Consider the following 19,183-nt stretch of genomic DNA (forward strand, 5'->3'; position numbering starts at 1 on the left):
GCAAACTATTTTAGTTTAATTTAATTGTCAAAGATTATATTTTTTGATATTTTCAATGTTTGCAGTCAAATAACAAATTATATTAACTAAATATAAAATGTAACTTTCCTAACTTTGTGGTAAATGGATTTTGTTTAAAATGTATTATTTTAGTTAGTTCAATCAAATTTAAAAAAGTAGTATAAATCTTTGAAAAGCTTACTAATTAGAGAACCGGGGACTAAATCCTCAAGCTTTTGGAATGCAATTATGACTAAAGGCACTACAGTCAACAAAATTAATCTCCTAAGATAGAAAATATCGAGAGTTAATAGGATTTCAGTTGGATGTCATATATGAACACCACATACCAAAATCAGCAGAAACAAACTGCTCTTATTACTGGTGCATCCAGTGGAATCGGTTACGAATTAGCCTGCATTTTTGCGGAAGATGGGTACAATCTTGTATTAGTTGACAAGCAAAAAGAAAAACTTACGCAAATCGCTGAGGAATTTCCGCCCAAATTTGGCATTTCTGTGAAAATTCTTGCCAAGGATTTATCCAAACCAACATCTAGAGAAGAAATTTTTACAGAGTTACAACAATGCTATATTAAGGTTGATGTTTTGGTGAATAATGCGGGATTTGGGACTTATGGATTATTTCACCAAACCGATATTAACGCTGAATTGGACATGATACAAGTAAATGCAGCGTGTATCACTCATTTAACAAAGTTATTTGTCAAGGACATGGTAAAGCAGGGTTATGGAAGAATATTAAATGTTGCCTCAACTGCTGCTTTTCAACCAGGACCGATGATGGCGGTTTATTTTGCGACGAAAGCTTATGTATTATCATTTTCGGAAGCGATCGCTAATGAATTAGAAGGTACAGGTGTCAGTGTAACTGTTCTTTGTCCAGGACCGACAGCAACCGGATTTCAACAAGCAGCAGCGATGGAAAAAGCTAAAATCGCTAGTTCTGGACGAATGATGGATACACGAACTGTAGCCGAAATTGGCTATCGCGCTTTAATGGCAAAGAAAACTGTTGTCATTCCGGGAATCAGAAATAAAATACTTGCTCAATCGATTAGATATTCTCCCAGAAAGCTTGTGACAAAGATAGTCAGAGATATGCATGAAGCGAAACATAAGTAACATTTTTAACTTTTGAGCTACTCAAACCGGGATGTATGGTGTTAGGCTTGGGTATTCAAATCTACATATTTAGCTGTGTAAATCCTAATACCATGTCTAAGTTATTATTTGCAACTTTAATAACCGCCGTAGTGCTAACATCCACTCAACACCCAAGCCCTACTTATGCGGGAACCTGTGCCTCTAAATGTGGTTCTCCCCCTCTTCAATTTACACCCGGCAAACACATTCGGTTGGAAGTTATAAATAGCACGCCAAGGTTAATAAAATTAGAGAAAATACGCGGAACGAATGCAATTACTTTGCAACCCGGACAGAAATTACAATTAGACCAGGGAGATGGTACAGAACCGAATGTCTCTCTAGTATTTTGGGATGATACAGGATTGTCGCTACAAGCAATAGTCTCTAAACCAAACTTTGCCACATTACGAGTTGAACTTCGTCCTACATGGCGTTTTCCAGGCGATCGCTCTGTTGATATCCTCGATGATGGCAGAGTAAACGTGTTTTAGGGCATGGGGCATTGGGCATGGGGCAATGGGCATGGGGCATGGGGCATGGGGCATGGAAAGAATTGTATTAGAACCCGCACCCGCATAAAGCCGCTTCTTTAATTCCCAATGCCCAATGCCCAATGCTCATTGCCCAATGCCCGATGCCCGATGCCCTATGCCCCATGCCCCATTCCCAACTCAAAACGGACGCGGTTTGGCGATACCATAGCCTTGTGCATAATCGACGCCCAAAGCGGTAATTTTTGTTAAGATTTCTTGATTTTCGACAAACTCGGCGATAGTTTTAATACCCATCAAATGACCAATTTGATTGATTGCTTCTACCATTGCTAAATCAATCGGGTCATCGACAATATCCTTAATGAAGCTGCCATCAATTTTCAGAAAGTCTACTGGCAGATTTTTTAGATAAGCAAACGAAGACATTCCACTACCAAAGTCATCCAAAGCGAAGTGACAGCCGATTTCTCGCAGTGAACGAATGAATTGAGCCGCTTTTCCTAAATTAGCGATCGCTACGGTTTCGGTAATTTCAAAGCAGATTAATGCTGGCGGAATTTGGTATAATGCAAACTGCTCGTGCAGAAATTCGATAAACTGCTCATCGTTAATACTCGCACCAGAAAGGTTGATAGCATACAAACAGCCGCAACCAATTTTATCTAATTGACAACCTTTCCAGGTTTCTCGATAATGCTGTCCCTGACTAGCAAAGAGGGTGCAGATTACCCAACGGTCAAGAGTTTGCATTAAATTGTAACGTTCAGCCGATGACATAAAGGCGATCGGTGATACCAAGTTCCCGACTTCATCCACAAGACGCAATAGCACTTCATAATGTTCGTTATTTTCAGATTCGGTAATCGGGACAATCGGCTGGTAATAAAGGCAAAAACGATTTTCTTCTAAAGCTTGAGTAATCCGCGCTACCCATTGCATTTCACCTTGCTGCTGCGTTAGTTGAGTATCATCAGCTTGATAAATATGCACTCGATTGCGTCCGTTATTTTTGGCAGCATAGCAAGCTGCATCAGCAGCACTTAAAACAGTAGTTACGCTTTCACTGTTCTCATTAATCTCAACCAACCCGATACTGACACCAAGTTTAAAAGTTTTATCTTGCCAAACAAAACGAAATGCTTCGATACTTTCACGCAGCATCTTGGCGATCGGTAGTGCAGCCTCTAGAGAGCAATGGTTGAGCAAAATACCAAATTCATCTCCGCCCAAACGTGCTAAAGTATCGCTGGAACGCACCTGAGCCTGAAATAATGCGGTTACTTGGCGCAAAAGTTCATCGCCAACGATATGACCGCAAGTATCATTAACAATTTTGAATTGATCTAAATCTAGATAACACAATGCATGTTGTTGATTTTGTGTTCTGGCAAAGGCTAAAGTTTGAGTCAGGCAATTTTCAAACTCCCGGCGGTTAACTAATCCTGTTAAAGCATCGTGACTCGCTTGCCAACTTAGTTGACGTGCCAGAGAGCGGGCTGTGGTAACATCATGAAACACCATGACAGCACCGATTATTTCATCATCAAGAGTGCGAATTGGTGCGGCAGAATCTTCAACAGCAAACTCATTACCATTGCGGCTAATTAAAACAGTATCCTTAGCAAGAGAGACAATATTACCTTCGCGTAAAGCTTTTTCTACTGGGTTTTCTACTGGTTCGCGGGTAACTTCGTGGATAATGTGAAATACCTCTGTCAACGGCTTTCCTTGCGCTGATTGCTGACTCCAACCGGTGAGTTCTTCAGCGACTGGGTTGAGAAATCTAATTTTACTTTCAGCATCGGTGGTGATAACTGCATCCCCGATAGATCGTAACGTTACTTGTGCGAGTTCTTTTTCTTCAAAAAGCTCTTGTTCTAGGCGATGGCGAATCTGTTGTTCTAGACGATGGCGATCGCTAATATCAACCGCCACACCACCAACAAACTTTTGACCCCCAGCGTTTTCAAAGGGAAATTTGAAGACTAACCAGTGATGCATACATCCATCTGGGGTAGGAACAGCCTCAATTAGCTCTACAGTTTTACCTGTAGACATGACAAATATATCATTTTCATGTATCTGTTTTGCTATGTCGTGCGACAACCAATCAAAATCGGTCTTACCTCGCAAACAAGCCGATTTTATGTTGAAAACTTGCTCTAATTGCTTGTTAACGTAAACGTAGCGCCCTCCCTCGTCTTTCATAAAAGCCACCGTTGGACTGTTATTCATGAAAGCTTGAAAGAGTTCTTCGCTTTCAAGCAACGCCGTTTCTGCTTGTTTGCGCTTGATAAATTGACCAATTTGACTGCCGATCGCCGTCATCATGAACTGCAAATCCGACTGTGGTGACTGAATTTTTCGGCTGAAAAAGGTGATAACGCCGAGAATTTCGCTTTGATTTTTGATGGGAAAACCAAAAGCACCGTGCAGTCCTTCTTGGATCGCACTCTTTGTTCGCAGAAAATTCGCTTCTGAGTTGATATCTTCAATCCAGACAGGTTCACCGCTAGCCCAGACGCGACCTGGTAGCCCAATACCTGGTGAAAAGGCGATCTGCTGGGAAACCAACAAAAACTCTGGGATATCAACCGACGGCAAATGCCAAGTTTCCACATAGCGTAGCACGTTGGCTTCCTCGTCTAACATCCAAAGTTCCCCTACTTCCCATCCCAGGTATTTGCAGATAACTTCCAAAATTTTTGGAGTCGCTTCTTCCAGCTTGGCTGATTCTGACAATATCCGGGTTGTGGCATGTTCCGCAGAAAGACGCGCAAGCGATCGCTTACGTTCTGTAATGTCCCGACCGATATAAACTAAATCTGGTGAATTCTCATTAATACCAGTCTGAATTACTGCTGCCGAAAAAGCGACAAAAACCTCATCCCCGGTTTTTGTTTGACAAACAACTTCGCAATTATGCAAAAATTTCGCATTTATGCTGGAATCTCCTTGGTTTCCTTTTGATAATAACTCTTCTCCATTAATAATCTGGGAAATATGCTTCTCTAATAATTCCGTTTCGCTATAGCCAAATAAATCAATTGCGGCTTGATTTACTCTTTTTATCTTTCCAAAGGTATTTGTTACCAACAATACATCGGCGATGGATCTAATAATATTATCAAGATAATTTTGCGAAGCTGTTAATTTACTCAATAAAATATTTGCCTCGCGATTTTTCTGGACTAAGTTTTGCTGCAAAACCATTCTTGATGTGGCATTTTCAAAGAAGATTAGCAACTTGTTATCCAGATTTATCGCATACAAATCAATGTATAATGGAGTATAATTTTCCGAAACACGCGCTATTCCTTTTAACTCAAAATATTGCTTTCGTCCTTCCAAAATGTCTATTAAGATGTCTTCCACTCCTATTAGTTCTGGAAAGCCAAGGCGGACATCTCTTAAAAGCATCACCTCTGATGGACAATCAGCAAACCGTTGCACTTGTTCAGAGACATCTAGGATGTGAAAATCTCTATTGATTTGTAAGTATTCCATCTGCCGATTATCTGAAAACTTGTTACAAATCTGCTCCAGTTCCAAATATTTCATGTCTGGTGATGCTTTATTATTCCTTTTAAGCAGACTCATTTTATCTGTTCATCTTTTTTGGTGCTATTTAACAATTCCGCAATCAAATTTTCAACCACTACTTGAAAAATTTTTCTCACTTAAATGGTAAATAAAGTGGTAATTTAGGCGATTTTTATGTTGAAATAAATCGCGACTTAAGCAGATTTTTTTAAGTTTTGCTGACATGATATTTGACAGATGACCCCAGATAAGTTAGTAAATAACCCCTATTAATTAAAACAACCTTCATGATAAATTAAGCTCATGTATAGAAAAATTATATACTTTCAAAAAAAAGGCGCTACAGTATAATTACGGAATAAGGAACTGTTTTACTTACGTAGATGCCACTTTACACATTCAGCTTGAGACTTTACGCTAAAAGCTGACACCTGAAGTGCTGATAGCTTGCATGGCAGACCAACTTACATCTGAATTGCCCGATCGCCGACTAACTTGTTTGCCGATTCAACGCTGGCAAATTTGCCCTGACAAACCAGAAATTGCCCAAAAACTGGCAATAGTTACAAATATATCGCCGATAATCAGCCAATTGCTGATAAATCGCGGTATCAAAACAAAAGAACAAGTGCAAGCTTTTTTAGATCCAGAATCTTTAAGTTTGCCTTCCCCACTGTCAGAATTTCCAGATTTGGCGATAAGTTTAGAGTTGTTAGAGTCGGCGATCGCATCAAAAGAAAAAATCGCTATCTGCGGTGACTACGATGCAGATGGCATGACTAGCACAGCTTTATTGTTGCGTAGTCTGCGAACTTTAGGCGCAGATGTTGACTACGCCATCCCCAGCCGAATGCACGAAGGCTACGGCATTAATAAACGCATTGTTGAAGAATTTTCGCGTGAAGGTGTTAAACTAATTCTCACAGTAGATAATGGTATCTCTGCGTATGAAGCGATCGCTCTTGCCAGAGAACTCAATCTTAAAGTAATTATCACCGATCACCACGACATCCCCCAGCAATTACCCCCGGCAAACGCCATCCTCAACCCGAAACTCATAGCGGAATCCTCACCTTATCGCAGTGTCGCTGGTGTTGGCGTTGCCTATATTTTGGCGGTTTCTCTAGCACAACAACTAGGACAAGCTAGAGGCTTAATTCAGCCGATGCTAGCACTTTTTACATTGGGAACCATTGCAGACTTAGCGCCATTGGTAGGAGTCAACCGACGCTGGGTGAAACGCGGTTTACAACAGTTACCCAAATCCAAGTTAGCCGGAGTGCAAGCGTTGATTCAGGTAGCAGGTGTTGGAGGAGGGGGAGAGGGGGGAGTGGGGGGACAAGGGGACAAGGGGACAAGGGGACAAGGAGGACAAGGGGGACAAGGAGGACAAGGAGGACAAGGAAGACAAGGAGGACAAGGAGGACAAGGAGGACAAGGAGGACAAGGAGGAATTTCTCCCTTGTCTCCCCCCTCTCCCTTGTCTCCCTTATTCCCCCCTTCCCCCCCTCCCCCCCTCCCCCCCACTCCCCACTCTTCTCTCCCCACTCCCAAATCCCTCAAGCCTGAGGATATCGGCTTTCGCTTGGGTCCGCGAATTAATGCGATTGGTCGAATTGGCGATCCGCAAATTGTCATAGATTTGCTGACTACTGATGATATGGGGATAGCCCTGGAAAAAGCGATGCAGTGCGAAGCGATTAATAAGCAACGCCAGCAAATGTGTTCAGAAATTGAATCTGAAGCGATCGCCATTGTCGAAACTGAATTTATCTCATCTCTACAACAAGATCGTGTCTTAGTTGTTGTAAAATCAAATTGGCATCATGGTGTAATTGGTATTGTCGCCTCTCGCTTGGTAGAACGCTACGGTGTGCCTGTGTTCATCGCCACTTATGAAGATGAAACACACATTCGTGGTTCCGCACGCGGAATTCCAGAGTTTAACGTGTTTGCAGCTTTGGAATATTGTCATGACTTGTTAGGCAAATATGGCGGACACAAAGCCGCTGGAGGATTTTCTTTACCAGCAGAAAATTTGCCAGCATTCCGAAAGCGATTGTGTGAGTTTGCTAACAAGTCTCTAGAACTTGAGCATATCAAACCCTTAATTAAAATTGATGCCAAAGCAAACCTGAATGAAATCAATTCTCAGCTTTATCAACAGCTTAATGCCCTTCACCCCTGCGGTATCGACAATCCCGATCCGGTATTCTGGACACCTAATGTTCAAGTAATTGAGCAACAAATCGTTGGCAAAGGTCACATTAAACTGACAGTGGCACAAACTATCGACAATCAACAATTTAAAATTAAAGCGATCGCTTGGCGTTGGGGTGACTACTTCCGCTTACCCTCAAAAGTGGATATCGCTTACAAGTTGCGCGAAAATAACTTTAATGGCAGTACCACAATTGAGTTAGAATTACTAGGTGTCAGACTTGCTAAACATTCTCACCTATCTTTCACCTCAGCATCTACGCCGTCAAAAAGCACCTTTGAGTATAACCAACGCCACTACACCTGTGGCATCTATCAAAATGGTGAGTTACCAGAACTAAGAATTAAAAATTCTGAAGGTAAAGTTCTCGCTGTTCAACCAGGACAATCTAATGGTCTAGTGGGAACCAATCGCCAAGACGCTAAAATAGTTGATATTTCTCAACCGCAGTATGACAGCATTATCCAAGCTGCACTTCAGGCTTTAAAATCAGTGAGGAGCTAGGACTTAGAAGCTGCTGAATGTAGATACGCGAGCGATCGCGTCTCTACAACTCCTAACTCCTACTCCTAACTCCTAACTTTGCGCCTCTTAAAGGTTGCCGTTGCGAAATGCTAGCAAAAATATAACTACTGGTCCAGCTATCATAATTAGCCCAACTGAAACTAGCTGAAATATAACTTCCCAATGGATATTCGCTAAAGCGTCAAACATTATTGCCTCCGGTTGAATTCAATATTGATCTAAAAAATTAAATAAATCAAATGCAAAACCCGAAAATGATCATATCCGGCGATCGCGCACTAAATTTAATTTACTTAACAAAATTATAAGAAAAAACATAAACTGGGGAATGGGGAATGGGGAATGGGCATGGGGCATTGGGCATTGGGCATTGGGCATTGGGTGGGGGAACCCCACCCCTACTTGTCCCCCACTCCCCACTCCCCACTCCCCACTCCCTACTCCCCACTCCCCCACTCCCCCACTCCCCACTCCCTACTCCCCACTCCCCCACTCCCCCACTCCCCCACTCCCCACTCCCCACTCCCCACTCCCCCACTCCCCCACTCCCCCACTCCCTACTTTCTAATCAAGGTGAAAATAATGGCAACTTGGGAATGTATAAAGCAATGTGGAGCGTGCTGTCATCTTGACCCAGCGGAGCGTCCAGACTTAGAAGAGTATTTATTACCAGAGGAACTGGAACTGTATCTAAGTATGGTAGGTGAAGGGGGATGGTGCGTTAATTTTGACCATACCACGCGAGAATGCCGCATTTACGCAAATCGTCCTCGTTTCTGCCGTGTAGAAACAGAGGTGTTTCAGGATATGTATGGTATTGAGCCAGAGGAACTGAATGATTTTGCCATTGACTGCTGTCGTCAACAGATAGAGGGAGTTTATGGCGTAAGCAGTCTGGAAATACTGCGCTTTGATTCTTCTGTTGGTTTATGAGGGAATGGGGAATGGTGAGTCCAGCGCTGCGGGAGGGTTTCCCTCCGCAGGCGACTGGCTCTCCCGTTGGGGGAATGGGTAATGGGGAATGGGGAATGGGGAATGGGTAATGGGGAATGGGCATTGGGAATTGGGCAATGGGCATTGGTAATAATTCTTTTTTTTCCCTTTTCCCTTTCCCCCTCTTTAAATCCCCATGCCCGATGCCCGATGCCCCATGCCCGATGCCCCATGCCCGATGCCCCATGCCCAATGCCCAATGCCCATTGCCCATTGCCCAATTACCAATTACTTACACTGTTGCAATTTATGACGATAATCTGAGAAAATGAGAACAATATGAAAAACCCTCGCCATAGGACTACTGCTTGTGAAACTTGATGCGCCTTTGAGCCTTTCTGCCATATCTCCAATTGAAAGCGAGACAGAACTAATAAACGGTATCGAAAGCGACTCAATAAATATCATTACTGAGTCAGTTGAGCCTGTGGAGGCTGATTGTGCTGAAAAACCACAGTCCGCCCTAGTAACCTTCGGCACTACGTTTATCACAATATTTCTCGCGGAAATTGGCGATAAAACGCAGCTATCAACTTTATTGATGAGTGCTCAATCGCATTCGCCGTGGGTGGTATTCATGGGATCTGCGGCTGCGTTGATTACCACGAGTTTATTAGGTGTACTTTTGGGAAGTTGGATAGCCAGCCGACTTTCTCCGAAAACCGTGGAAAAAGCCGCTGGTGTAATGTTGTTGCTGATTTCGGTAATGCTGTTTTGGGATGTGGTTATTGGTTAGTGGATAGTTGTTATTGGTTAGTCGATAGTGGATAGTGGTTAGTTGTTATTGGTTAGTCGATAGTGGATAGTGGGAGCGTCAATAACCGTCAACGCTCCAACCATCAACGCTCCAACGCTCCAACGCTCCAACGCTCCAACCATCAAAGGATAAAATTAATGGACTGGCATCTTTTAGGGTTAAGTTTTATTACAGTTTTTTTATCAGAACTAGGTGATAAAAGTCAGTTAGCAGCGATCGCACTTTCAGGTCGTTGTCAATCGAAGCGTGCAGTGTTCTTCGGAACAGCGGGTGCGTTGCTGCTGACTAGCTTGTTAGGAGCGCTAGCAGGGGGAACTGTGGCAGAATTATTACCGACACGTTTGTTAAAAGCGATCGCTGCTGTGGGATTTGCCATACTCGCTCTACGTCTGCTGTTACCTCATAATGAAGCATCCGCAGATTCAGAATAAGCCTTTAACTACAATAAAACAATTGCCTACCAGTCATTATCAGTCTGGTAGGCAATTTTTAATTATAGCGGCATAGTATTAAACTTCTCGCCAGCAGCGACTGAATAAAGTCCCCGCAGCTAATAACTTCACAGCTTCCAGCACCCAGTAACCACCGTGTAACAAACTCATTCCCGCTGGAATTGTAGTAGCTGTTTCAAACAAATTCAATTGAACTCCAATTGCAGACATTTGTGGAGTTAAGAAATAAGTATCAACCAAAGATACAGCTAGTAGCAATACTGCTAAAACCACAGTACCAGCACGCCAGCTATGAGTTTTGCTCATAGCCAAAACACCAGTCAATATTATGCCAGCAGACAATAATTCAATGCGATTAAAATTCCAGAAGATTGCATAGCCTGCTGTGGCAAAACCTGCTTGAGTCATCATGCCGGAAAGATAAAGACTAGGCATAATTACCCAATCTAAAACTATACTAGCACTGAGCCAGAAGCCTAAAGTCAAGATAACAGCGGTTTGCCAAATCGGGCGCTTGAATTCAACGTTGGAAATAGCATTCATAAAAATAATTGCCTGTATTTAATTTCTAGTTTGTCGCGTAAATAGTTACTTTGACAAGCAATCTCAATTATCTTTAACAATACAGTTGTTGCTTTTATTCGTGACTGATAAAATTTACTTTTCTTGACAAAACTTAACAAAGAAAAATAATTGTTGCTATTTGATGGTAATATAGGAATATAAACTAACTTCTTTAAAAGAAAGTTACCCGCAACGAGTTAGGTGCAACTTAAATCCCGATTAGCTTAATAAATTATTTTGAAGCGTGTTTTGTGTGAATAAAGCAATACATATAGTAGTTTTATTTAGCAGCGCAATTGCTTGGACAATCGGAATTGGCGGATATAGCGATCGCGTAAGTCAAGCAATTCAGTTGCGAGATGGCACAGTATATTTTGCCCAACCGCCGCGCCTGACGTATACAGCGACTACCTATAACGACGTTTACGTGTGGGGCGCGACATATTATTTTACAGTCAGCTTGCCAGATAATGCTGGCGAACCTTTACAAAAAATAACTATTAACCAGCATGAGGGAGTAGATGACATCAAGTTTGAACTGAAAAAAAGTTACGCCTTTGAAGGTACACGTTCAAACAAAAAGCAGAAGTTACAACTAACAGATGTCAGTAGAGATAAAAAGACAATATCGCTAACATTTAACCCGCCAGTGTCTCCAGGTAAAACCATTACAATTGGTTTGAAACCAGTGCAAAATCCTACAGTTAGCGGTGTTTATCTATTTGGAGTCACGGCTTTTCCGGCAGGTGAGAAATCACACGGGCAATTTCTCGGTTATGGAAGGCTGCAATTTTACAGCCACGGTTTTGACTCTGGATTTTTCCATCGTCCTTGGTTTTAACTCGTAGTGAGCGCTGTCTTCGCTTAGACTTGAGCGAGTACAGCGCTTACTACGAGTTACTTATCTTTAAAAGTCCAGACACCTTCATCCCAATCTGCGTCCGTTGGAGGTTGGTGTATCCAGTGCTGACAACGCCGCACATGTAACCTAGCAGCTTGGTCATGTTCGTCAACTTCTAAAACGCGATCAAACTCAGCTTTAGCCTTTTTAAAGTCGCGATTGAGATAATATTCTCGTCCTTTATGATAATACTCAATAACTTGTAGTTTTTCACTTTTTATAGAATCAGAACGCAAACCGATTAATTCATAAATTGCCACTGGCTCATTTCTACCTTTAACACGAATGTAATCTAGTTCCCTAGCCCAGACTTTATCTTGGCATGGTTTATAAGTATTATCACTAAGAATAATATCGCAACCATAGTGTTTGCTAACACTTTCTAAGCGGGAACCAAGGTTAACACCGTCACCGATCGCCGTAAATTCCATTCGCTTGCTAGAACCAATATTACCACTAATTACAGTGTCAGAATTAATGCCAATACCAATGTTGATTCTCGGCTTACTAGCTGCGTAACGACGGGCATTAAATTCTTTTAAGCGATCGCGCATTTCTAAAGATGTTTGCACTGCCATCCAAGCGTGTTCTTCTAGGGGTAAAGGGGAACCAAACACCGCCATAATCGCATCGCCGATATATTTATCAAGAGTGCCTTTATGTTTGAAAATCGCCTCTACCATTGATTCAAAATATTCGTTGAGCATACTTACCACTTCTTCGGCTTCTAGGTTTTCGGTTAAAGTGGTGTAGCCGCGAATATCAGAAAATAAAATCGAAACTTCTTTGCGATCGCCTCCTAATTTAGCATCATCCAACTTCAGCAATTCTTCTGCTAATTCCTGAGTCATGTAGCGGTACATTGTACTCTTGAGGCGCTTTTCATCGCTAATATCTTCCATGACAACCAAGGCACCGCGAACTTGCCGATTATCGCTTGCATCGGCGATTGTGTTAATTGATAAATTAATACTGTGCTGTTCTATTTGATCGGCAATGAGTGTGCGATCGGGATAATATTGCTGACTGTATTTGAGGTTAGCTGCATTTAAAGCATTCTGACACCACTTGCTAAAGTCACCTTCTTTGATACGGATGACATCAGTAATTAATTTACCTTCTAAACGGTCTTCTGCCTCAAGCCCTAACAAACGTTTAGCACTTTCATTCGCGGCAATAATTAATCCAGCTTTATCAGTAGAAACCACACCATTAGAAAGACTGCGTAAAATGTCGCGTTGCATTTGTTCTTGTTGTTTAACTGTGGCAAACAACTGAGCATTTTGCAATGCAACTCCCGCTTGAATATTAAAAGCTTCCATAAACTCTTCATCGTTGCTGTCAAAACTAGCTTGGAAGCATTCAGGCGCTTTGGGCCATGAATTCGGGTTATAATTGGGAAAATCGCCGGATTTCTTTTTATTTACTAGCTGGGTAACACCAATCAATTCTTGATCGGCGTTAAACACTGGCATACAAAGTAAGCTACATGTGCGATAGCCATTTTGCTTGTCCATGTGTCTGGCTGTATCAGAGTCAGGATGGTCATATAAATCAAAGGGAATATTTAGCGTTTTCCCAGATTCTGCTACTTTACCAGCAAAGCCTTTACCGATTGGGATTCGCAACTCTTTGGTAGAATTATCATCTTGAGTAATTTTCGTCCACAATTCACCTGCCTCGCGGTCTATTAACCATAGAGTACTGCGATCGGCGTTCATTAGTTGCTTCGCCTCGTCCATCACCCGCTTCAAGGTGTCTTCTAAGTCGAGATTGCTTTGAGAAAGAGACTTTATCGCTTTCATCAACGCTGCTGCTGCTCTTTGTTTTTGGGTTGCGACATAAAAAGAGCGCGATGATTCTAAAATTAGGCGAATTGAAGGGGCGAATTCCTGAAATAATTGTTCGTCAGCGCTGGTAAAGCCCCTAATATCAATTCTGTCGGAAATAGGCACCTTTGCATTGTCAGGAGATAATAATTTATTCAGTAATTGTACTACTGCGACTAATCGCCCTTGTTGATTTAATAACGGCAGAGCTAACATCGTGTAAGTGCGGTAGCCGGTTCTTTTTTCTTGTTCTTGGGCAAATACCGATCGCGGATCTTCATAAAAATCATAGGGGATATTAATCGCTCTTTTATGCATGGCGACTTCACCGGCAATTCCTTTATTCGCTGGAATGCGAATTTCTAGAGAGCGATCGCCTTCTGCTTCTGCCAAAATTGACCAAAGTTCTTGTTTTTCTTCATCTAATAAAAATATTGTCGTTCGGTCTGCTCCTAGTAATTCCCCGGTCTTCAGTGTTATCGTATGTAACATTTCTTGCAGAATGTTTTCAAACCCGTGGGAATCCAGCATGGAAAGGGTTTGATTCACAATCAGCAGTTTTTGTTCTACTTCGGTAACAACCTGTTGAAAAGTATCCTGGGTGAGGGCAGCCAGAAAATTAGATATAGTGCCTTTTCTTTTGGCGAGGACACCCACAGAAGCAGAATTTGGCTTCAAATCGCCGTTTTCTTGATTGCAAACCCCAATAATCAAATCAGCGGCTGACCCGCAACTACGTTGATACACTGACATAAGTGGTTTTAGATATAAGATTAGATTTAGGAATGTTTATGAATGTCATGAGATGTATGTAAGTGTTGCTGATAGCAACAATCGCTACATATTATCCACAGTTTAATCGGTTGTCGAGCTAGCGTCATCAAGTTCGGCATTGGGCATTGGGGAGGCAGTGCGTTGGGCGGCTAGCCTTCGGCAACGCCAAGGGCGAACGCCGACTTGAAGCATCTGCCGTCATTGGGCATTGGGCATCGGTAAAAAAGAAGAAATATTTCTCCCCCTGCCCCCCTGCCCCCATGCCCCATTACCCATTCCCCATGCCCCATGCCCCCAACGGGAGAGCCAGTCGCCTGCGGAGGGAAACCCTCCCGCAGCGCTGGACTCACCATTACCCATTCCCCATTCCCTAAAAGAAGTGTGAAATTATGTACGCGATCGCCCATCATGAAGCCAAAAACGCATAAAATTCCCAAATCTGCCATAGCTGCGAGGCGTGTATGAATTGGATTAAAGTACTAACTCAAGATGAACTACCACCACAAGAGCGGAAAGTTGTCAAAGTTGAACAACGCGCTATTCTACTGCTTCACCATGACAACCAAATATACGCTGTAGAAAATTCCTGTCCGCACTTGGGGCTACCGATGCGAAAGGGCAAACTAACAGAAGATGGAGCGATTATTTGTCCTTTTCACCGCAGCGCCTTCGACTTACGTACCGGTAATATTAAGGAATGGAGTCCTTTTCCCCCCGGTATTGGCAAGGTGATGGGGATGATGTCCAAAGAAAAAGCACTAGCTGTTTTTCCTACCCGTGTAGATGAAGGTAGTATCTGGGTAGGGTTGCAATAGCCCCAACACTCTATAAGGGTGCAGCGTTGTGCGTACAAAAGACATAGGAGTGAAAAAGAATGTAGAGACGCGATCAATCGCATCTCTACAAGGGTTATAGACAACGCATAATTAATTTTTACCAGATGTCTAAAGGCTGTAAAGACAGCCTGCATTTGATTTTAGCCTACGCAGGTAAGCTCTGTTTGTCAAGCCTCACCAGTGCTTTGGTAAGGCAGCGCGGTCTTCTCCCAAAGGGAGAGGCTAGCGCCAAGGGGAGGCAGTGCGTTGGGGAGACAGCGCCGTGGGCGGGTTTCCCGCAAAGCTCGCCGGACAGAATCTTCTGTCCGGCAGACTTTGCGACTTGAGGCGACTGTCGTCGGCTCCGCCGACAGTCACGCACCTGCCGTGGTTCCCCCCATGAGCGACTGCCGCAAGGGTTTACCAAAAGACGCGCACCTGGCGTCCAAGCTTATAGCCTGAGGGCTATTCATGTTATTACCGAGAAGAACTATCTGGATTATCGTTCTCACTAGACGAAGAACTGCTACTGGGTGTTACATCTGTTTTATTTTGTTTCTCTTCGGGAGTAGCTGTACTATTACCGCTTTGTAAAGTTGTGGGAGAAGTAGTAGTGCTGCTACTACTATTTGAGCTTGATGAGGGGGTGGGGGTAATTGGTGCAGCCGTTTGTTTAGCCGCAGGCTGTTGAGGTGGAACAGTGATGTTAATGTTAGGTTTAACCGTTGGTGCGGGTGCAGCTTTCTGTTGAGGTACGGGTATAAAAACTGGAACTTCCTTGGTTTTTTCAACAGGAACTTCCTTAGTTCTTTCAATAATTGTAGTTTGGGGTTGAGGCGTTACAGTTACTGTGGGAGTTGGGGTAGGAGATGGGCTGCTAACCGGTACAGGAACCGCTACTGGTGCAACAGTGTTATCTACAGCTTGATCGGGTTGATTAAAATACCACACAGAACCGCCGATCAAGCCTGCTAAGGCAGTAAGCAAAATACCGATTAACAATCCACGATTGGCGTTTTCATTATCGCGTTGTGTGAGAGTTTCTTCTTGGTAGATACGTTCAGATGTTTGACCGTTAAGATAACCATTCTCGTAGGATTTCGGATCTACTTTGTTACTAACTGTTTCTGAAGTTCGCGTCACGTTGGTGTGAATATTTCCGCTATTGTCGGTGTAACTTTCTTGCACTTTTTCGCGGTAACTTTTGTTTTCGTTGGGGTTAGTCATACGTGTTGTTTTTCTGAATGTAAAAGTTTGATAAAGCTATAGCCAAACAGCCTTGAAGCTTTTTCAGTGGTAAACCGGAAAAAAACATTCTTGGTGTTATTTGAAACCGTGTTTCAATGTATTGTCAGAATAACTTCGGCATTGGTGAAAACAGTTCTGTCCAAAGAGGTGATATAAACTTCCTCCCAAGGAGGGATTGTTTTACCTAAAGTAGGAGATTGATATTGGTGGAGCTATTTTAAAATGTTGCTAAAATCGTTTTATTCGGTTCAGTTCTGGAGGCTGTTTTATCTAGCGCTACCCCGATCAACATATGCCTGTTTAAGCTAAATAATAAAACTTGTATTAATTGCGTCTGCTTTAAACTAAAAATAAAAAATTGAAGCGGACGAACGAGCGAGGTTATGTGATGAAACGTTTTATTGTAAGCTGTTTGTCTATTTTGTCTTTAGTAGCAACAACTCAGTCGCTGACAAGCGCTCATACTATAACGCAAAACCCAGCTAGGTCTAATGCTAGCCAAGGCACTGGCAACTTGCTCAATTACCCTAGCGGAACGCGCATTTATAATAATGGTTCGCTTAACCTAAACAATAGAAAGATAATTTATCCATCCGTGACGATAAATCATGGTGACGGATCTAGTACTTACTATTACTCAAATGGAACGCGCATCACCACTGAAAAAAATACAGTTAGCCCTAGTGGGACTTTTATCATACAAGGCATAAATGGGGGACTGAACAATGGAAATAGAATTAACCCAATTCAAAACGGGAACCTTTAGAACTCACATTCGGAATTATCAACTGTCACATATCCTGTGAAAGTTAAACTACGTGCGTTAAGTATTTTAGGCTACTTCAACAAGTAAATACTACGCAGTAACGGTAGTGCGATCGCTCTTTTATTGAGTTGGGTTTACTGTCTTTAGAGTGGGAAGGATTTAACGTGGGTGTGGTTGAAGTGGATCAAGATGATGAGGGGAATATTATTGAGTAAAAGAAATAATCATAAAAGAACTGCGCTGCTTGAATGAGTAGATTGCATAATGTTCATTTATTTAATCTATTGAAAGAGCGAATTTGTTTAACAACTTATGAGGGGAGAACCTCTGTCTAGGGAATGATTTGGGTTGGGAGCCAAATGAAGTAATAATAGAATGCTAAATAAAAATCGAGATTGTATTCTATGAAACGGAATTATTTAACGAAAGGGCTTTCGACTGTGGGACGCTTTTTGGCTACAACTCTGTTTTGTGTGCTTGCTGTCGCCTTCGTCTGGCAGGGTGCGTTTTTCTCAAACACCGCAGCAATGGCTAATCCGGCTGTAAACTTAATCGCTTCGGCAGACGCAGGCGATCAAGTTAAAGATAAAGTTGAGGAAGGTGCTGGAGCAGCCAAAAATTTCATCCGAGATACACAAGATAAAGTTAAGCAAACTGCAAGGAAAAATGCTTCTAAAGTTGACGAAGCAACTGACAATGGTAGTTTTGTTGAGCGCAAAGCAAAAAGTGATAAGGCTACAATTGAGAAAAGAGCAAACGAAGATGCAGCTCGGACTGAGAAAGCAGTAGACAACTCAAAGAATGCTGTTCAAGGCGTTGTTGATAAAATCAAGGATGCTTTTAGCAACTAGAGAATAGATAGGCGCTGTTGATAGTAAGCAGTTACAAGACAACGCACCTAGGTTAAAAATAGGTTATACGTTCAGATTTGGAAAAACTGGACGTATAAACCGTGAAAAAACCGGGATTATCGCTTCATATACAAGCGCGTATAACCAAGAATCATCGAGTTTAGTGAAATTATTACGACTGCTTTTCGCAGTATTCGGACTCTCAAGGATTTCGCTATCAAATCTGGATAACGTCAAAGAATCTCAAATGGTTCAATTGTGATTATTTGAATTATCCTGATAATTCTACTTTTTAATCTTGAGATTCTTCGTTCATTGTTTGTGATTCGCTTTCCGGTTCTATGATGACTTTCGGCTGAGGTTTAACAGGTTTTGGACCCCGCGCTAGGGCTGGATTAACCGATTGCCTGGATTCATCTTTAAAGGATGCTTTTTTGCCTCTACCCTTTGAGCGGTCATCACTTTGTTTTGAGCTTTTGGGATTGGATTGAGGAGTCGGCATAGAATCCGAATTTTCTGACTTGCTGTCATTACCTGAATCGGGCTGACGTTCCGATTTTTTGATTGGGCGTTCTACCATTGTTAAATTTTGTTAATTTACTTGTCTAGTATATCGCTTTGGCAATGCGTGAAAGTTGCGATCGTTGATGAATTCTATTTCTTTATCGGGAAGTTTCAATTTCGTTGCCCGGTTTCATTTATTTGAAAGGTTAAGGTCATGTTGCCTACTGACGCTATCCGTTACGTGTTTCAATCCCGCAAGCGGGTTTCATTTATTTGAAAGATAGCGCACGCCGCATTTTCGCCCACGAGCCATAGTTTCAATCCCGCAAGCGGGAATCATTTATTTGAAAGGAGAAGATTGTTGATTAAATGGCTGCGAGTATCTCCGTTTCAATAAGGCGTAATTTTTTGATTTCTTTTGGCAAGCAAATTTTCTGCAAGCTGCAATCTCGACATTTTTTAGGATGGTCGATAGGTGGTGGCATTGTTTAGGCGATCGCATTGCGTTTGTCCCATACCCATTGAGGTTTTGCGTCCAACTCCCGAAAAAAAAGCAAAATTGGCATTTTAAGGGTGAATTTTGGTTGGAATGAACTATGGACGCAGCTTCAGGATTTCCCAACGCCAGCCATTGTAAAACTAAAGCGTGCAGCGATCGCGATAAAGTTGGTGGTATATCTCCAACATCGGCTGCTGCAAGTTCGACAGCTTTGATGCGATTGCGATTTTCTTGAAGTAACACGCGATCGCCTTTATAAAGTCCAATAAAGATAAATC

Annotated in this window: 20 protein-coding genes; 11 read left to right on the plus strand and 9 right to left on the minus strand. The window is 42.3% G+C overall.

Annotated features, from left to right (window positions below; genetic code table 11):
• Positions 1-335: 335 nt before the first annotated feature.
• Together AABK37_RS06210 and AABK37_RS06215 are read left to right on the plus strand one after the other, a co-directional pair.
• A complete protein-coding gene (locus AABK37_RS06210) occupies positions 336-1,145 on the plus strand; it encodes an SDR family NAD(P)-dependent oxidoreductase (RefSeq protein WP_432550724.1) in 810 nt (269 codons plus the stop codon).
• Between the two features lie 92 nt (positions 1,146-1,237).
• Positions 1,238-1,660, plus strand: coding sequence for a hypothetical protein (locus AABK37_RS06215; protein WP_432550725.1), 423 nt, complete (start codon positions 1,238-1,240; stop codon positions 1,658-1,660).
• 180 nt (positions 1,661-1,840) lie between these two features.
• On the opposite strand, the gene AABK37_RS06220 is transcribed toward AABK37_RS06215, so the two are convergent.
• A complete protein-coding gene (locus AABK37_RS06220; RefSeq protein ID WP_432550726.1) occupies positions 1,841-5,263 on the minus strand; it encodes an EAL domain-containing protein in 3,423 nt (1,140 codons plus the stop codon).
• A gap of 394 nt (positions 5,264-5,657) precedes the next feature.
• Between AABK37_RS06220 and AABK37_RS06225 the strand changes: the two genes are divergently transcribed.
• Positions 5,658-7,931: a single-stranded-DNA-specific exonuclease RecJ gene (locus AABK37_RS06225; protein ID WP_432550727.1), complete on the plus strand. Its 2,274-nt coding sequence runs from the start codon at positions 5,658-5,660 to the stop codon at positions 7,929-7,931.
• An 87-nt stretch (positions 7,932-8,018) separates the two neighbouring features.
• On the opposite strand, the gene psb30 is transcribed toward AABK37_RS06225, so the two are convergent.
• Complete coding sequence (gene psb30, locus AABK37_RS06230) at positions 8,019-8,141, minus strand: photosystem II reaction center protein Ycf12/Psb30 (protein ID WP_089130693.1); 123 nt, start codon at positions 8,139-8,141, stop codon at positions 8,019-8,021.
• Positions 8,142-8,210: 69 nt separating this feature from the next.
• Entirely contained in the window at positions 8,211-8,372 is a 162-nt protein-coding gene (locus AABK37_RS06235; protein WP_432550728.1) for a histidine kinase, read from the minus strand.
• A gap of 162 nt (positions 8,373-8,534) precedes the next feature.
• Between AABK37_RS06235 and AABK37_RS06240 the strand changes: the two genes are divergently transcribed.
• From AABK37_RS06240 to AABK37_RS06255, 4 genes are all read left to right on the plus strand, one after another.
• Complete coding sequence (locus AABK37_RS06240; protein ID WP_432550778.1) at positions 8,535-8,885, plus strand: YkgJ family cysteine cluster protein; 351 nt, start codon at positions 8,535-8,537, stop codon at positions 8,883-8,885.
• 81 nt (positions 8,886-8,966) lie between these two features.
• On the plus strand, positions 8,967-9,209 hold the full coding sequence (locus AABK37_RS06245; RefSeq protein ID WP_432550729.1) for a hypothetical protein: 243 nt from the start codon (positions 8,967-8,969) through the stop codon (positions 9,207-9,209).
• Between the two features lie 46 nt (positions 9,210-9,255).
• Positions 9,256-9,681, plus strand: a complete 426-nt coding sequence (locus AABK37_RS06250) for a TMEM165/GDT1 family protein (protein ID WP_432550730.1) — start codon at positions 9,256-9,258, stop codon at positions 9,679-9,681.
• 158 nt (positions 9,682-9,839) lie between these two features.
• Positions 9,840-10,133, plus strand: a complete 294-nt coding sequence (locus AABK37_RS06255) for a TMEM165/GDT1 family protein (RefSeq protein WP_432550731.1) — start codon at positions 9,840-9,842, stop codon at positions 10,131-10,133.
• A 78-nt stretch (positions 10,134-10,211) separates the two neighbouring features.
• Here AABK37_RS06255 and AABK37_RS06260 read toward each other — a convergent pair whose 3' ends face one another.
• Positions 10,212-10,697 (minus strand): hypothetical protein, encoded by a 486-nt coding sequence (locus tag AABK37_RS06260; protein ID WP_432550732.1) that lies wholly within the window; start codon positions 10,695-10,697, stop codon positions 10,212-10,214.
• 286 nt (positions 10,698-10,983) lie between these two features.
• Here AABK37_RS06260 and AABK37_RS06265 point away from each other — a divergent pair, with 286 nt between their 5' ends.
• Complete coding sequence (locus AABK37_RS06265) at positions 10,984-11,559, plus strand: DUF2808 domain-containing protein (protein ID WP_432550779.1); 576 nt, start codon at positions 10,984-10,986, stop codon at positions 11,557-11,559.
• 56 nt (positions 11,560-11,615) lie between these two features.
• Here the strand turns inward: AABK37_RS06265 and AABK37_RS06270 are convergent, their stop codons facing one another.
• Positions 11,616-14,201 (minus strand): GAF domain-containing protein, encoded by a 2,586-nt coding sequence (locus AABK37_RS06270; protein ID WP_432550733.1) that lies wholly within the window; start codon positions 14,199-14,201, stop codon positions 11,616-11,618.
• Positions 14,202-14,371: 170 nt separating this feature from the next.
• Positions 14,372-14,668, minus strand: a complete 297-nt coding sequence (locus AABK37_RS06275; RefSeq protein WP_432550734.1) for a hypothetical protein — start codon at positions 14,666-14,668, stop codon at positions 14,372-14,374.
• Between the two features lie 15 nt (positions 14,669-14,683).
• Here AABK37_RS06275 and AABK37_RS06280 point away from each other — a divergent pair, with 15 nt between their 5' ends.
• Positions 14,684-15,037 carry a Rieske (2Fe-2S) protein gene (locus AABK37_RS06280; protein WP_432550735.1) on the plus strand — a complete coding sequence of 118 codons (354 nt, stop codon included), beginning with the start codon at positions 14,684-14,686 and terminating at the stop codon, positions 15,035-15,037.
• A 477-nt stretch (positions 15,038-15,514) separates the two neighbouring features.
• Here AABK37_RS06280 and AABK37_RS06285 read toward each other — a convergent pair whose 3' ends face one another.
• Positions 15,515-16,264, minus strand: a complete 750-nt coding sequence (locus AABK37_RS06285) for a hypothetical protein (RefSeq protein WP_432550736.1) — start codon at positions 16,262-16,264, stop codon at positions 15,515-15,517.
• Positions 16,265-16,673: 409 nt separating this feature from the next.
• Between AABK37_RS06285 and AABK37_RS06290 the strand changes: the two genes are divergently transcribed.
• Positions 16,674-17,051, plus strand: coding sequence for a hypothetical protein (locus tag AABK37_RS06290; RefSeq protein ID WP_432550737.1), 378 nt, complete (start codon positions 16,674-16,676; stop codon positions 17,049-17,051).
• 404 nt (positions 17,052-17,455) lie between these two features.
• On the plus strand, positions 17,456-17,902 hold the full coding sequence (locus AABK37_RS06295; protein ID WP_432550738.1) for a hypothetical protein: 447 nt from the start codon (positions 17,456-17,458) through the stop codon (positions 17,900-17,902).
• A 292-nt stretch (positions 17,903-18,194) separates the two neighbouring features.
• Here AABK37_RS06295 and AABK37_RS06300 read toward each other — a convergent pair whose 3' ends face one another.
• Positions 18,195-18,482: a hypothetical protein gene (locus AABK37_RS06300; RefSeq protein WP_432550739.1), complete on the minus strand. Its 288-nt coding sequence runs from the start codon at positions 18,480-18,482 to the stop codon at positions 18,195-18,197.
• Positions 18,483-18,746: 264 nt separating this feature from the next.
• Positions 18,747-19,148: a hypothetical protein gene (locus AABK37_RS06305; RefSeq protein ID WP_432550740.1), complete on the minus strand. Its 402-nt coding sequence runs from the start codon at positions 19,146-19,148 to the stop codon at positions 18,747-18,749.
• Positions 19,149-19,183: the final 35 nt, after the last annotated feature.

Origin of the sequence: Tolypothrix sp. VBCCA 56010, assembly GCF_050875635.1 — a bacterium.
Classification (GTDB): Bacteria; Cyanobacteriota; Cyanobacteriia; order Cyanobacteriales; family Nostocaceae; genus Hassallia.

Bases quoted from the DNA above. Each gene is read 5' to 3' on its own strand.
- AABK37_RS06210 (WP_432550724.1), top strand. From the start codon at position 336: ATGAACACCACATACCAAAATCAGCAGAAACAAACTGCTCTTATTACT.
- AABK37_RS06215 (WP_432550725.1), top strand. From the start codon at position 1,238: ATGTCTAAGTTATTATTTGCAACTTTAATAACCGCCGTAGTGCTAACA.
- AABK37_RS06220 (WP_432550726.1), bottom strand. From the start codon at position 5,263: ATGAGTCTGCTTAAAAGGAATAATAAAGCATCACCAGACATGAAATAT.
- AABK37_RS06225 (WP_432550727.1), top strand. From the start codon at position 5,658: ATGGCAGACCAACTTACATCTGAATTGCCCGATCGCCGACTAACTTGT.
- psb30 (WP_089130693.1), bottom strand. From the start codon at position 8,141: ATGTTTGACGCTTTAGCGAATATCCATTGGGAAGTTATATTTCAGCTA.
- AABK37_RS06240 (WP_432550778.1), top strand. From the start codon at position 8,535: ATGGCAACTTGGGAATGTATAAAGCAATGTGGAGCGTGCTGTCATCTT.
- AABK37_RS06245 (WP_432550729.1), top strand. From the start codon at position 8,967: ATGGGGAATGGGGAATGGGGAATGGGTAATGGGGAATGGGCATTGGGA.
- AABK37_RS06255 (WP_432550731.1), top strand. From the start codon at position 9,840: ATGGACTGGCATCTTTTAGGGTTAAGTTTTATTACAGTTTTTTTATCA.
- AABK37_RS06260 (WP_432550732.1), bottom strand. From the start codon at position 10,697: ATGAATGCTATTTCCAACGTTGAATTCAAGCGCCCGATTTGGCAAACC.
- AABK37_RS06270 (WP_432550733.1), bottom strand. From the start codon at position 14,201: ATGTCAGTGTATCAACGTAGTTGCGGGTCAGCCGCTGATTTGATTATT.
- AABK37_RS06275 (WP_432550734.1), bottom strand. From the start codon at position 14,668: ATGGCAGATTTGGGAATTTTATGCGTTTTTGGCTTCATGATGGGCGAT.
- AABK37_RS06280 (WP_432550735.1), top strand. From the start codon at position 14,684: ATGAATTGGATTAAAGTACTAACTCAAGATGAACTACCACCACAAGAG.
- AABK37_RS06285 (WP_432550736.1), bottom strand. From the start codon at position 16,264: ATGACTAACCCCAACGAAAACAAAAGTTACCGCGAAAAAGTGCAAGAA.
- AABK37_RS06290 (WP_432550737.1), top strand. From the start codon at position 16,674: ATGAAACGTTTTATTGTAAGCTGTTTGTCTATTTTGTCTTTAGTAGCA.
- AABK37_RS06295 (WP_432550738.1), top strand. From the start codon at position 17,456: ATGAAACGGAATTATTTAACGAAAGGGCTTTCGACTGTGGGACGCTTT.
- AABK37_RS06300 (WP_432550739.1), bottom strand. From the start codon at position 18,482: ATGGTAGAACGCCCAATCAAAAAATCGGAACGTCAGCCCGATTCAGGT.